We start from the raw sequence: 14413 nt of genomic DNA on the forward strand, positions 1-14413 counted from the left end.
TTAATATAATTGCTTTAAATCTTTCAACTGAATTTTTCCTTCGTAAATTGCTTTTCCAAGAATTGCTCCTTCGCAGCCTAATTCTTTTACTTGAATTAGATCATCAATGGAAGAAACTCCGCCAGAAGCAATTAATTTAACGTCAACTGTTGCTAAAATTTCTTTGTACAATTCGTTTGATGTTCCTTGCAACATCCCATCTTTTGCAATATCTGTACAGATTACATAATTAATTCCTTTCGTTTTATATTCTTGAATAAAATTAATCACATCTAATTCAGAAGTTTCTAACCAACCATGAGTAGCAATTTTTCTGTTTTTTGCATCGGCTCCTAAAATTATTTTTTCACTTCCGTAATGTGAAATCCATTCTTGAAATAAGGTTGGGTTTTGAACTGCAATACTTCCTCCTGTAATTTGATTCGCACCACATTCAAAAGCAATTCTAATATCGTCATTCGATTTAATTCCTCCTCCAAAATCAACTTTCAGATTAGTTTTTGATGCGATTAATTCTAAGGTTTTGTAATTGATGATTTGTTTCGATTTTGCTCCATCTAAATCTACTAAGTGTAAATAGTCAATTCCATAATCTTCAAATTCTTTTGCGACTTCCAATGGATTTTCATTGTATATTTTTTTAGTATCGTAATCGCCTTGTGATAATCGTACACATTTTCCTTCGATAATATCTATTGCTGGGATGATTCTCATAATGTTAAAAAGTTTTTTAAGATTTGCTCTCCAATTCCTGCCGATTTTTCTGGATGAAATTGTGTTGCATAAAAATTGTCTTTATTTAATGCTGCTGAATATTCCAAAATATAATTTGTCTTTGCAATCGTGAAATTGGATAATTCACAATAATAACTGTGAACATAATAGACATCAGAATTTTCATTAATATTATCAAATAGTTTTGCAGGGATATTATAGATGATATTTTGAAAATCATAAATCGTATTCCAGCCCATGTGAGGAACAATTTCTTTTGCAGGAAATAATTTTACTTGAATTGGAAAAATTCCTAAACAATTGGTGTTTCCTTCTTCTGAATATTGACACATTAATTGTTGACCTAAACAAATTCCTAAGGTTGGTTGTTTTAAGTTTTTAATGATTTTATCCAATCCTTTTTCTTTTAGATATTTCATTGCAGAACTTGCTTCTCCAACTCCAGGGAAAATTACTTTTTCGGCATTTTGCAAGGTTTCAAAATCATCTGTAATTACAGCTTCATAACCCAAACGTGTTATCGCATTGTAAACTGATTTTACATTTCCTGCATTATATTTTACAATAGCTATCATTATAACATTCCTTTTGTTGAAGGTAAAATCATTTTTTCTGGATCACGTTTTACTGCGACTTTAATTGCTTTAGAAAAAGCCTTGAAAATTGCTTCTATTTTGTGATGTTCATTTATCCCTTCTGCTTTAATATTTAAGTTTGCTTTTGCTCCATCTGTAAAGGATTTAAAGAAGTGATAAAACATTTCTGTTGGCATTTGTCCAATCATTTCTCGTTTGAAATCCGCTTCCCAAACAATCCAATTTCTTCCTCCAAAATCAATTGCAACTTGTGCTAAACAATCGTCCATAGGCAATGTAAATCCATAACGTTCTATGCCTAATTTATTTCCCAAAGCTTGAGAAAAAACTTCGCCAAGCGCAATTGCAGTATCTTCAATCGTGTGGTGTTCGTCAACTTTTAAATCTCCATCAACTTTAATCACTAAATCCATTTGTCCATGACGAGCAATTTGATCTAACATATGATCGAAGAAAGGAATTCCTGTCGAAATATCCGATTTTCCTGTTCCATCAAGATTTAAGTCAATTTTTATTTTTGTTTCGTTTGTGTTACGAATAATAGAAGCTGTACGATTTTTTAATTTTAAAAATTCATAAATTTCTTTCCAAGAAGTGGTTTTTAAAGCAATAGAATCTTTCAAACCATTATTATCTTTTATTTCTTCGGCTCCTAAAGTTTCATCGTTAGCAATAAAAATTCCTTTGCTTCCTAAATTTTGAGCTAACTTAATATCTGTTAAACGATCTCCAATAACGAATGAATTTGCTAAATCATATTCCGGATTATTGATGTATTTTGTTAATAAGGCTGTTCCAGGTTTGCGTGTGGGAGCATTTTCGTAAGCAAAGGTTTTATCGATGTATATATCTTCGAATTTAACCTTTTCATTTTCGAAAGCTTTGACTACGAAATTCTGAATTGGCCAAAATAATTCTTCTGGATTAGCAGGCGTTCCCAAACCATCTTGATTTGTAACCATTACTAATTCGTAATCTAATTCTTTTGCAATTTTACCTAAATAAAAAAACACTTCTGGATAGAATTCCAATTTAGAAAAACTGTCAACTTGGTAATCAGCTGGTTCCAAAATAAGTGTTCCATCTCTATCTATAAAAAGTACGCGTTTCAAAGTTATATTGTTTTAAATGTTTGTATTAATTTTTGATTTTCAAGTTCTGTTCCAATCGTGATTCGTAAACAATTTTCACATAAATCATCGTTGTTTCTGTTGCGGATTATAATTCCTTTTTCAACGAGCTGATCATAACGTTTTTTAGCATCATCTACTTTTATTAAAATAAAATTTGCATCGCTTGGATAGATTTTTTCAATGAATGAAATTTCATTTAAAGCATTTTTTAAAATTTCTTTTTGTTGAATAATTTGATTCGTTGCTTCAATAATTTTCTCATATTGACTTAAAATTTCAATTGCTTTTAATTGTGTTAATTGATTGATATTATAAGGAGGTTTTATTTTATTTAAAACTGTAACTATTTCCTTCGAAGCATATAAAATCCCTAAACGAATTCCCGCTAAACCAAAAGCTTTCGAAAGAGTTTGAATAACAATTACATTCGGAAAATTTTTTATTTCTTCAATCCAAGAAGGTTCAGAAGCAAAATCAATGTAAGCTTCATCGATAATTACTAAACCATCGAAACGATTGATAATTTCTAGAATAGTTTTTCTCTTTATGATTTCTCCTGTGGGATTATTAGGAGAACATAAAAAAATTATTTTTGTATTGTGATCTACTTTCGAAAAAATGTCATCTATTTTTGGTTGAAAATTAGCTTCGTTTAATAAAGATTTTCGATATTCAACAGCGTTTAAATTTGCTAAAACATGATACATTCCATAAGAAGGAGAAATCGCAATAACATTATCTTGATTTGGTTCGCAAAAAGCACGAAAAATTAAATCCAACACTTCATCGCTTCCATTTCCTAATAAAATCTGTTCTGTAGGAAAATTTTTGAGCTTGCTTAAAATTGATTTTACATTACGTTGCAAAGGATCTGGATAACGATTTAATCCATTGTTGAATGGATTTTCATTTGCATCTAAGAAAACGAAATCATCATTTATTTTTTGAAATTCGTCTCGCGCTGATGTATAAGCTTTCATCGCTTTTATAGTAGGACGAATTAGTTTGTTTAAATTAAAATTTTTCATTTTTTTAAATCGTTTAAGCGTAAAGTAACAGCATTTTTGTGTGCAAATAATTTTTCAGCTTCAGCCATTAATTCTATTGCAGGACCAATATTCTGAATACCTTCTGCGGATAATTTTTGGAATGTAATTTTTTTAATAAAACTATCTAAAGAAACGCCAGAATAGTTCTTTGCATAACCATTCGTAGGTAAAGTATGATTAGTTCCAGAAGCATAATCTCCAGCCGATTCACACGAATAATTTCCTAAAAAAACAGAACCAGCATTTCTAATTTGTTTAATATAATTTTCAGCAGTTTCGCAAGCGAAAATTAAGTGTTCTGGCGCATAAATATTAGAGAAAGAAATACATTCTTCTAAAGAATTCAAAACAATTCCTTTTGAGTTTTCCAATGCTTTAGCAGCGAATTCTTTTCTTGGTAAAACTTCTAATTGTGTATTAATTTCAACAATAGTTTTATTTAATATTTGTTCGTTTGTTGTTAATAAGATTACTTGTGAATCAATTCCATGTTCAGCTTGCGATAATAAATCGGCTGCTACATATTTCGGAATTGATGTTTCGTCTGCAATAACTAAAACTTCGCTTGGTCCAGCAGGCATATCAATTGCGATTCCAAAATTTTGAGCGACTTGTTTAGCAGCTGTTACATATTGGTTTCCTGGACCAAAAATTTTATCTACTTTCTGAATTGTTTCTGTTCCAAAAGTTAATGCTCCGATTGCTTGTATTCCACCAATTTTGTAAATTTTTTCAATACCAATTAAGTCAGCTGTATATAAAATTGTAGGATCAATTTTACCTTTTTTATTTGGCGGCGTACATAAAATAATGTTGTTGCAATTAGCCAATTTAGCTGGAATTCCTAGCATCAAAGTTGTTGAGAATAACGGAGCTGTTCCTCCTGGAATGTAAATTCCTACATTTTCTATTCCGCGCGATTCTCTCCAACAATTTACACCTTTTGTTGTTTCAATAACTTTGATTTCTTCACGCTGCGAAATATGGAATTTTTCTATGTTAGAAGCTGCTAATTGAATTGCTTTTTTTAAATCTTCTGAAATTAAAGTTTTTGCTTCTTCAATTTCTTCAACAGAAACTTCTAAAGAAGTCAATCGAACTTGATCGAATTGTTCTGTAAAATCAATTAATGCTTCATCTTTTTTAGATTGAATTTTATCGAAAATAGCTAAAACAATTTTCTGTAAATCTTGGCTTTTTTTTGTTGGTCGAGATGTTAAAGTTGACCAATCTGAAAGTTGAGGTTTGATAAATGTTTTCATCTTTATAAAATCATTTTTTCGATTTCTAATACTAAAATTCCTTCTGCGCCCATTGCTTTTAGTTGCTCTATAATATCCCAAAAAGTATCTTCTTTAATTACAGTGTGGATTGAGGACCAACCTTTTTCGGCAAGTGGTAAAATTGTTGGAGATTTCATTCCAGGTAATAAAGCGATGATTTCATCTAACTTTTCGTTAGGCGCATTTAATAAAATATATTTATTTTCTGAAGATTGTTTTACGGCTTCTATACGAAACAATAATCGATTTAAAATGGTTTGTTTTTCTTTTATCAAATTCTGATTAGCAATTAAAACAGCTTGAGATTCAATCACAGTTTCTACTTGTTTCAATCCGTTTGTAAGAAGCGTAGAACCTGTAGATACAATATCAAAAATTGCGTTCGAAAGACCAATGCTTGGAGCGATTTCAACACTTCCGCCAATTTCTTCAATTTTGACATTAATTCCTTTTTTTTCGAAATAATTACGAAGTATTTTTGGATAAGAAGTTGCGATTTTTTTGTTTTGAAAATAACTTAAATCGGTATAAAGTTCATCTTTCGGAATCGCTAAACACATTTTACAAGCAGCAAATCCTAATTGACGAATTTGAGTAATTTTTTTGTCTTTTTCCCAAACTTCATTTTCTCCTAAAATCCCAATATCAGCTACGCCTTGTTCCACATATTGTGGAATATCATCGTCACGTAAGAATAAAATTTCAATTGGAAAATTTGCAGCTTCAGTTCTTAATTTTCGATTGCTTGTTGAAATTTTAATTCCACAATCTTTTAATAATTCGAGTGATTTTTCACTTAATCGACCACTTTTTTGAATGGCTATTTTTAATTTACTCATTTTTAATGTTTTATTTTTTAAAAAAGTTTGAGTAAATAACAAAAAGAGAATTGATTTTGAGAAGAAACAAAAATCCCGTTTGATTTACTCAAACGGGATTTAGATATTTTGATAAAATAATTACATATCACTATCTGCTCGCTTGAGTGCAAGTATGATGGTGATGATGATGTAATTGATTTGTATACATTTTTATTTCTTGTTGAAACAAATGTAGAAATAAATTTTCAATTGATAACCTCTTTTTTTTGAAATTAGGGAAGATGTATAAAATTTAGTTTTAAAAATGAATTGTATTGATTTTTAATATAGTTACGTTTATAGAAGGTTGTTTTTGTTTTAAATACTTAGAATAGATTCAGAATTATTATTTTAAATCTAATATTTTATATAAATAGCTTTAGTTAAGGAATTAAGATGGATTTTGGTCAAATTTTAATCATTTGAAAAATTATTCGGTAAGAATTTTGCTCAATTAGTCTGACATCAAAAACTTTACTTTATTTTTGCAGTAATATATGTTAGAAAAGAAAGAAGCACAATACGAAAAAGTCGTTTTAGTAGGATTGATCACACGTGAACAATCTGAAGAGAAGTTGACTGAATATATGGATGAATTGGAGTTCTTAGCTTATACAGCAGGAGCTACAGTTGGTGAACGTTTTACTCAGAAAATGGATAAACCAGATTCTAAATTCTTTGTAGGAAGTGGAAAATTAGACGAAATTGCTGCCTTTGTTGAAGAATATGATATTGATACAGTTATTTTTGACGACGAATTAACGCCTTCTCAGTTAAAAAATATTGAGAAAGTGATCAATAAAAAGATCATCGATCGTACACAATTGATATTAGATATTTTTGCTCAAAGAGCACAATCGTCATATGCACGTACGCAAGTGGAATTGGCACAATATCAATATTTATTACCTCGATTAACACGAATGTGGACGCACTTAGAACGTCAGCGAGGAGGAATTGGTATGCGTGGACCTGGTGAAACGGAAATTGAAACAGATAGACGTATTATTCGTGATCGAATTACTTTATTAAAAGAGAAATTAAAAGGAATCGATAGACAAATGGCTACTCAGCGTAAAAATCGTGGAGCATTGGTTCGTGTAGCTTTAGTTGGTTATACAAATGTTGGGAAATCAACATTGATGAATGTATTATCGAAATCCGAAGTTTTTGCAGAAGATAAATTATTTGCAACATTAGATACAACAGTTCGTAAAGTTGTAATTGGTAATTTACCTTTCTTGTTAACGGATACAGTTGGATTTATTCGCAAATTACCAACGCAATTAGTCGAATCTTTCAAGTCAACATTAGATGAGGTTAGAGAAGCTGATTTATTGGTTCATGTTGTGGATATTTCGCATACAAGTTTTGAAGATCATGTAAATGCAGTTAATCAAATTTTGGCTGAGATAGATTCAAAAGAGAAACCAACAATTATGGTTTTCAATAAAATTGATAATTTCTCTTACATCAAACAAGATGAAGATGATTTGTCTGAAAAGAAATTCGAGAATTATTCGTTAGAAGATTGGGAACGTACATGGATGGCAAAAACAGATGAGCCAACATTGTTTATTTCGGCAACGGAAAAAGATAATTTAGAAGAATTACGCAAAACGGTTTATGAAAAAGTGAAAGAAATTCACATGAAACGTTTTCCTTATAATAATTTCCTTTTTCAGTATTATGAAGAAGAGGACGAAGAAAATAATTCGGAAGAATAGAAAGAATCAATATATAAAAAAAGAGTTCAGTTTTGAACTCTTTTTTTGTTTCAAAATTGAAGAAAACAATAATTGGAATAAAAAAAGTCGCTTATTAGCGACTTTTAATTTTATATAAAGAATAATTTCTTACAAAATAATATGACCTAATTTAGTCAACTTTTGATGATCTAAAACTTTGATTTTTCTACCTTCAACTTCGATTAATTCATCTGTTTTGAATTCTGAAATCAAACGAATTGCAGATTCTGTTGCTGTTCCAATCAAGTTAGCCATTTCTTCGCGTGTTAACGAAATATTTATAAATCCGTCTTTATCTGTTCCTAATTTACCTTCCAATAAAATTAAAACTTCAGCCAAACGTTCGCGAACTGTTTTTTGGGCTAAATAAGTGATTGTTCGTGCATATTCACCTAAATCTTTTGCAATTCTTTGTAAAATATTGAAAGCTAATTTTGGATTAACTTCTAATAATTTTAAAAAGAATTTTTCTGGAATATAGTATATTTCAACTGGAGTCATTGCTGTAGCAGATGCTCCAAAAACTTCTTGACTTAAAATTGAGCGATAACCGATAATGTCACCTTCATTAATAAAACGTAGAATTTGCTCTTTTCCGTTAAAGCCAATTTTGAACAACTTGGCCGTTCCTTTCATGACGCAATAGATACCCTTTGGTGTATTTCCTTCTTGGATAATTTCGTCTCCTTTTTTTAGATTGAAGATTTTTTTCTCTTGCTCAAACTCTAATAATTCTTCCTTACTAAAAACCCCGAAAGATTCTGGGCTATCAAACATCGCTTTAATCGATACTACATTCTCATTAAACTCTGACATATCTTGTTGTTATGACTTAATTCATACAAAGTTAACGTTAATTCTGCTAAAAGGAAAGTAATTTTGCAAAATAGTATGGAAGAGAATTGTTTTCACTGTGGTCAACGAATTGAAGAAGAGGTTATTCAGTTCGATGAAAAGGATTTTTGTTGTCAGGGTTGTAAAACGGTTTACGAGATTTTAAACGTAAATAATCTTAAAGATTATTACGATATTAATCGTAATGCAGGTTTGCGTCCTGATGGAAAAAGTAATCATCAGTTTGATTTCTTAAACACAAAAGAAATCTTTGATAAAGTTGTAGATTTTTCAGATGACGGCGTTACAGTTGTCTCCTTTTATGTGCCTGTGATGCACTGTACTTCGTGTGTTTGGTTATTAGAAAGTTTGAATACGATTAATCCAAATATCATTTCTTCAAATGTTAATTTTACTCAAAAAACAGTTCAGATTACTTATCGAGATGCAGATTTGAAATTAGGAGATTTAGCTAGATTTATTACAAATTTAGGATACAAGCCTTCGATTAATTTAAAAACATTAGATAAGAAGAAAAAAAACAAAGTTGACCGATCTTTGGTGAGTAAATTGGTGATTGCTGGATTTTGTTTTGGGAATATTATGCTTTTATCATTCCCTGAATATGTCGAAGTTTTTGGTGATGTAAAAGAACAATGGTTAGATCAAAACAAAGGTTATTTCCGTTGGACAATGTTTGCATTAGCCTTACCAGTTTTCTTCTATTCATCTACGGATTATTTTGTTTCGGCTTGGCAAGGATTAAAAAATAAATACATTAATATAGATGTACCAATTGCTTTAGGAATTATCGTGATTATGCTAAAATCAACGTATGATATCATTTTTGATCTTTCTCCTGGATATTTTGATACATTAGCAATGCTATTATTTTTAATGTTAACGGGAAAATGGTTTCAGCAACAAACCATGCAAGCGTTAGCATTTGATCGAGATTATAAATCATTTTATCCCATTGCGGTTGCAAAATTGGAAAATGGATACGAACAGCCAATTTTATTAGCCGATTTGAAAAAAGGAGATCGCATTCTAATTAGAAATGAAGAAATTATTCCTGCTGATGCTATTTTGATGAAAGGGGAAGCAATGATTGATAATTCATTTGTAACAGGAGAATCTCGTTTGATTCAGAAAAAGGCTGGAGATAAGATTTTTGCAGGAGGAAAACAATCTGGGCATGCAATAGAATTAGAAATAATATCAGATGTTAATCAAAGTTATTTAACACAACTTTGGAACAATGATGCTTTCCAAAAAGAAGAATCGGAATTGAATGCACTGACGAATAAAATCAGCCATTATTTTACATTAATTATTCTTATTATTACAGCTATTTCTGCTGTATATTGGTATTTTCATGATCCATCAAAAATATTAGAAGTCGTAACATCTATTTTAATCATAGCTTGTCCTTGCGCATTAGGTTTGTCCTCTCCATTTATTTTAGGTCACATGATGCGAATTTTCGGAAACAAGAAATTCTATGTAAAAAATACTTCTACAATTGAAAGAATGGAGAAGATTACAGATTTAGTTTTCGATAAAACTGGTACAATTACAGAAAGCGATGAAGCGCAAGTAAAATATGAAGGGAAAGAACTTTCTGATTATCAAGAACAATTGATAAAAGCATTGATTCGTAATTCGAATCATCCTTTAAGTCGTACTTTATATAAAAAGCTAAATGTTGATGATCGTTTACCAATTTCTGATTACCAAGAAATAGTAGGGAAAGGGCAGCAAGCTGAGGTAGATGGACATCAAATAAAAGTAGGTTCAAGAAGTTTTACAAATGCAACTTTTGATGAAAAAGTTATTTTGAATCAATCTCAAGTTTTTTTATCAATTGATGGAGAAGTTTTTGGTAAATTTGTATATACAAATAGATATAGAAAAGGTTTAGATAATCTATTGAAAGAATTAAATGGTTATCAATTACATGTTTTATCTGGAGATAATGATTCTGAAAAAGAGTATTTAGAAACAATTTTTCCGGCAAATGCGAAATTAATTTTTAATCAATCGCCAACAGATAAATTAGAATATATTAAAAAATTGGAACAAGAAGGAAAAAAAGTGATGATGTTTGGAGATGGATTGAATGATGCTGGAGCTTTGAAACAAAGTACAGTAGGAATCTCTATTTCTGAGGATATTAATAGTTTTTCGCCTTCATGTGACGGAATTTTGGATGCAAAAAGTTTTAAGGCTATTCCAAATTTTTTAAAATTATCGAAGACAACGATGAGTTTTGTAAAAATTGCATTCATCATCAGTTTCTTATATAATATTGTTGGACTTAGTTTTGCAGTTTCTGGTTATTTACAGCCAGTTGTAGCGGCTATATTGATGCCAATTAGTTCTATTTCAGTGTTAATTTTTGCGACGGCAAGCACTCGAATTGCTGATAAAATAACAAAATGGAATTTAGATTGATTTTAAATTAGACTTATAAATACTGCTCTGACTAAAATCATTGTGATATGAACTTAGGGCTTTGTAATTTTGTGGAGCTATGGGGATATTATTATTAATGATATTAGTTAGTGTCTCTTTGGGGGCAATTTTTCTTCTTTTATTCTTTTTGGGATATAAGAAAGGGCAATTCGACGAAGATGAATCTCCAGCGGTGAGAATGTTAAAAGATGATAAAAAAACACAAGATAAAATCGACTCATAATGCAAATGCAGACTTTTAGTTACGACAATAAGATCGTAAAGTATTTCCTTTATGCCACATTGTTTTGGGCAGTTATGGCATTTTTCTTTGGAGTATTGGTTGCAACTTTGTTGTTTTTTCCTACGTTACCAGAATACATCTTCGGATCGGATGATGGGACAATTGGAGGAAATATCCAAGGCTTAATCAATTCACAGGGAAAACTTGGTTTTGGTAGATTAAGAATGATTCATACAACATTTGCGGTATTCGCTTTTGTTGGGAATACTTTTTTTACTGGAGCTTATTATTCAGTACAAAGATTGTTAAAAACCAGAATGTACAGCGATGTAATGAGCTGGATCGTTTTTTGGGGATGGCAATTATTTATTGTATTATCATTTGTAACATTTATCTTAGGATACAACACTTCTAAAGAGTATGCTGAGCATGAATGGCCAATTGATATTTTAATCGCGATAGTTTGGGTATTGTTTGGATCACAAATGTTCTTAACGATTGCTAAGCGTCGTGTACGTCACTTATATGTAGCGATTTGGTTCTATATCGGAACATGGGCTGCAATTACAATGTTACATGTATTTAACAACTTAGAAATTCCAGTAACATTTAGCTTATCAGCTCCAAAATCTTATTCGTTATATTCTGGAGTTCAAGATGCGTTAGTACAATGGTGGTATGGTCATAACGCCGTAGCATTCTTCTTAACGACACCAATCTTAGGATTAATGTATTATTTTGTACCTAAAGCTGCTAATAGACCTGTATTCTCATACAAATTATCTATTATTCACTTTTGGTCATTAATCTTTATTTATATTTGGGCTGGTCCTCACCACTTGCTTTATACAGCATTACCAGGTTGGGCACAAGCTTTAGGAACAGGATTCTCTATCATGTTAATCGCTCCATCATGGGGAGGTATGTTAAATGGTTTATTAACATTACGTGGTGCATGGGATAAAGTTAGAGAAAATCCTATATTGAAATTCTTCGTAGTTGCTTTAACTTGTTATGGTATGGCTACTTTCGAAGGTCCAATGTTAGCAACAAAAACATTAAATAAAATTGGTCACTTTACAGACTGGGTTCCTGCTCACGTACACGTTGGTACATTAGGATGGAATGGTTTCGTTGCTTTTGGTATGATTTACTATTTGACACCAAAATTATTCAATACAAAATTAGCATCTGTTAAGATGGCTAATGCTCACTTCTGGATAGCTACTTTTGGTATCTTATTCTGGGTAATTCCTATGTATGTTGCAGGTTGGACACAAGGTTTAATGTGGAAACAATTTGCACCAGATGGAACATTAGAATATGGTAACTTCTTACAGACAGTTACAATTCTTAAAAAATGGTTATATCCATTACGTGCTTTTGGTGGTACATTATACTTGATAGGATCTATCCTAATGGTTATCAATGTATGGAAAACTGTAAGAGCTGGACACTTTGTTGCAAATGAAGAAGCAGAAGCTCCTGCATTAGCACCAAAATCAGCAGCACGTACACAAGGAGAAGGTGTTCACTCTTGGATTGAAAGAACTCCAATCGTATTAACTATCGGTGCTATTTTAACTTTAGCTGTTGGTGGTTTAGTAGAGATTGTTCCTACTATTGTAGTGAAATCGAATGTTCCAACAATTGCAAGTATCAAACCTTATACTCCGTTAGAATTAGAAGGACGTGATTTATATATTCGTGAAGGATGTAATGCTTGTCATACGCAAATGGTTCGTCCATTCCGTGACGAAGTAAAACGTTATGGAGAATACTCTAAAGCAGGTGAATTTGTTTACGATCATCCATTCTTATGGGGTTCTAAAAGAACTGGTCCAGACTTACATCGTGAAGGAGGTAAAAATCCAGATGCTTGGCATTACAAACACATGTGGAATCCACGTTCTACATCAGATGGTTCTATCATGCCACGTTACCCATGGTTAATTGAAAATAAATTAGATCGTGAGCTAACGCGTGATAAAATGAAATCTATGGTTGCATTAGGTGTTCCTTATCAACAAGAAGATTTTGACAGTATGCAAGTTTCTATGAACAAACAAGCTTTAGTTATTGAGCAAACTATTTTTAAAGATGCATCTGACTTGAAAGACTTGTATGCTAAAAAAGAAGCAGAAGCTAAACAACAAGGTAAAGAGTTTGTTCCGTTAAGAGATCGTGAGATTACAGCATTAATCGCATATTTACAACGTTTAGGAACAGATATTAAAGCTGAACAAGTAGAGACAGCAAGTAACTAATGTTAAAATATTATAAAGAATTCCTTTCTCAGTACGAGTATGCATCTTTGTTGCAGACATTGATCCTTATAGGATTTATAGTCGTATTTGTAACGATTTTTGTTAAGGTGATGAAAAGACCAAAAGAATATTACAAAGACAGTGAATCTGCAGCATTAGATTTAGAACCAGAAGAGAACGAAAAAAATAATACAAAATGAGACAACGTACCCCGGCTTATATATTTATTCCATTAACGCTGTTAGCAGTAATCTTGGCTTTTACAATGGTAACGCCAGTAGATGTGGTGCCAGAACCAGGTTTTCAAGGAATGATACACAATTTATTGGAGCACTTGAAGCATGTATTTGCGCAAGGAATTTTCTGGGCAGTATTAGCAGTTGCAATTGTGATGCTTTTAATAATCAATGCTTTAAACAAAGTTGTTGAAGCAGAGAAATTCAAAAGATTATCGCAAGAAGAACAAGCTAAATATTTAGAAGATGGTAAAATCGGTTATTTTAAAAGATTATTCAGTAGTGCTGGTAAAAAACAATCAGACGAAGAAGAAGAATCTATTATTTTGGACCATGGTTTTGACGGAATCAAAGAGTTGGATAACGCTTTACCTCAATGGTGGTTATCATTATTCTACTTTGGTGTAGTGTTTATGATAGTATATGTAATGGCATACAGCTTTACAGACTTTGCTCATATGGACAAAGAGTACGAAGAAGAAATGGTTTACAAAGACGCACAAGATAGTATTTGGGCAGTTGCGAATGATATTGATATCACAGGAGCTGTAAACAAATCGAATGATCCTGCTATTGTAGAACAAGGTAAAAAAATCTTTGAACAAAACTGTACACAATGTCACATGGAAGGAGGTAAAGGAGGTATTGGACCAAACTTAACTGATGATTACTGGGTGAATCATGTAGAAGATAGTTTGTTTAAAAATATCTATCACATTGTTTACAATGGATCTCCTCACAATCCTCAAATGCGTGCATTTGGTCAACGTAAAGAGTTATCAGGATTAGCAATTGAAAAAGTAGCTTCTTATGTTTACTTTATCAACCAAAAAGAACCTACTAAAACTGTTGCTGAAGGTGCTGCTGCTCCACAAGGAGATTTGATGGAAGCTTGGAAGCAAAAGTAATTAGTTAAAAGAATTACAACAAATATCATATTGAAAGAGAGCTTATTTATAAGCTCTCTTTTC

Annotated in this window: 13 protein-coding genes; 6 read left to right on the top strand and 7 right to left on the bottom strand. The window is 31.4% G+C overall.

Annotation, left to right across the window (positions count from 1 at the left end; genetic code table 11):
* The 6 genes from hisA to hisG are packed head-to-tail and all read right to left on the bottom strand — an operon-like array spanning position 1 to position 5635.
* Positions 1 to 714: a 1-(5-phosphoribosyl)-5-[(5-phosphoribosylamino)methylideneamino]imidazole-4-carboxamide isomerase gene (gene hisA, locus ACMHJW_RS07605; protein WP_413532809.1), complete on the bottom strand. Its 714-nt coding sequence runs from the start codon at positions 712 to 714 to the stop codon at positions 1 to 3.
* Positions 711 to 1310: an imidazole glycerol phosphate synthase subunit HisH gene (gene hisH / locus ACMHJW_RS07610; RefSeq protein WP_413532810.1), complete on the bottom strand. Its 600-nt coding sequence runs from the start codon at positions 1308 to 1310 to the stop codon at positions 711 to 713. Before hisH ends, hisA begins: the two co-directional genes overlap by 4 nt.
* Complete coding sequence (hisB, locus tag ACMHJW_RS07615; protein ID WP_413532811.1) at positions 1310 to 2443, bottom strand: bifunctional histidinol-phosphatase/imidazoleglycerol-phosphate dehydratase HisB; 1134 nt, start codon at positions 2441 to 2443, stop codon at positions 1310 to 1312. The genes hisH and hisB overlap by 1 nt, the downstream gene beginning before the upstream one ends.
* Positions 2444 to 2445: 2 nt before the next feature.
* Positions 2446 to 3492 carry a histidinol-phosphate transaminase gene (hisC, locus tag ACMHJW_RS07620; protein ID WP_413532812.1) on the bottom strand — a complete coding sequence of 349 codons (1047 nt, stop codon included), beginning with the start codon at positions 3490 to 3492 and terminating at the stop codon, positions 2446 to 2448.
* The gene (gene hisD / locus ACMHJW_RS07625; RefSeq protein WP_413532813.1) at positions 3489 to 4775 is read right to left on the bottom strand and encodes a histidinol dehydrogenase; all 1287 of its coding nucleotides are present in this window, start codon (positions 4773 to 4775) and stop codon (positions 3489 to 3491) included. The genes hisC and hisD overlap by 4 nt, the downstream gene beginning before the upstream one ends.
* Before the next feature lie 2 nt (positions 4776 to 4777).
* Positions 4778 to 5635 carry an ATP phosphoribosyltransferase gene (hisG, locus tag ACMHJW_RS07630; RefSeq protein WP_413532814.1) on the bottom strand — a complete coding sequence of 286 codons (858 nt, stop codon included), beginning with the start codon at positions 5633 to 5635 and terminating at the stop codon, positions 4778 to 4780.
* A gap of 518 nt (positions 5636 to 6153) precedes the next feature.
* On the opposite strand from hisG, the gene hflX reads away from it, so the two are divergent.
* Entirely contained in the window at positions 6154 to 7383 is a 1230-nt protein-coding gene (gene hflX, locus ACMHJW_RS07635) for a GTPase HflX (protein WP_413532815.1), read from the top strand.
* 129 nt (positions 7384 to 7512) lie between these two features.
* On the opposite strand, the gene ACMHJW_RS07640 is transcribed toward hflX, so the two are convergent.
* Positions 7513 to 8220 carry a Crp/Fnr family transcriptional regulator gene (locus ACMHJW_RS07640; protein ID WP_413532816.1) on the bottom strand — a complete coding sequence of 236 codons (708 nt, stop codon included), beginning with the start codon at positions 8218 to 8220 and terminating at the stop codon, positions 7513 to 7515.
* A gap of 75 nt (positions 8221 to 8295) precedes the next feature.
* Here ACMHJW_RS07640 and ACMHJW_RS07645 point away from each other — a divergent pair, with 75 nt between their 5' ends.
* The 5 genes from ACMHJW_RS07645 (at position 8296) to ACMHJW_RS07665 (ending at position 14350) form a co-directional block, all read left to right on the top strand.
* Positions 8296 to 10695, top strand: a complete 2400-nt coding sequence (locus tag ACMHJW_RS07645; protein ID WP_413532817.1) for a heavy metal translocating P-type ATPase — start codon at positions 8296 to 8298, stop codon at positions 10693 to 10695.
* A gap of 79 nt (positions 10696 to 10774) precedes the next feature.
* The gene (ccoS, locus tag ACMHJW_RS07650; RefSeq protein WP_019974626.1) at positions 10775 to 10939 is read left to right on the top strand and encodes a cbb3-type cytochrome oxidase assembly protein CcoS; all 165 of its coding nucleotides are present in this window, start codon (positions 10775 to 10777) and stop codon (positions 10937 to 10939) included.
* Positions 10939 to 13206, top strand: coding sequence for a cytochrome-c oxidase, cbb3-type subunit II (ccoO, locus tag ACMHJW_RS07655; protein WP_413532818.1), 2268 nt, complete (start codon positions 10939 to 10941; stop codon positions 13204 to 13206). The genes ccoS and ccoO overlap by 1 nt, the downstream gene beginning before the upstream one ends.
* Positions 13206 to 13406, top strand: coding sequence for a cbb3-type cytochrome c oxidase subunit 3 (locus tag ACMHJW_RS07660; protein WP_413532819.1), 201 nt, complete (start codon positions 13206 to 13208; stop codon positions 13404 to 13406). Before ccoO ends, ACMHJW_RS07660 begins: the two co-directional genes overlap by 1 nt.
* Complete coding sequence (locus ACMHJW_RS07665; protein ID WP_413532820.1) at positions 13403 to 14350, top strand: cbb3-type cytochrome c oxidase N-terminal domain-containing protein; 948 nt, start codon at positions 13403 to 13405, stop codon at positions 14348 to 14350. The genes ACMHJW_RS07660 and ACMHJW_RS07665 overlap by 4 nt, the downstream gene beginning before the upstream one ends.
* Positions 14351 to 14413 lie beyond the last annotated feature (63 nt).

The sequence above is a fragment of the Empedobacter brevis genome, assembly GCF_965118635.1.
Classification (GTDB): domain Bacteria; phylum Bacteroidota; class Bacteroidia; order Flavobacteriales; family Weeksellaceae; genus Empedobacter; species Empedobacter brevis_A.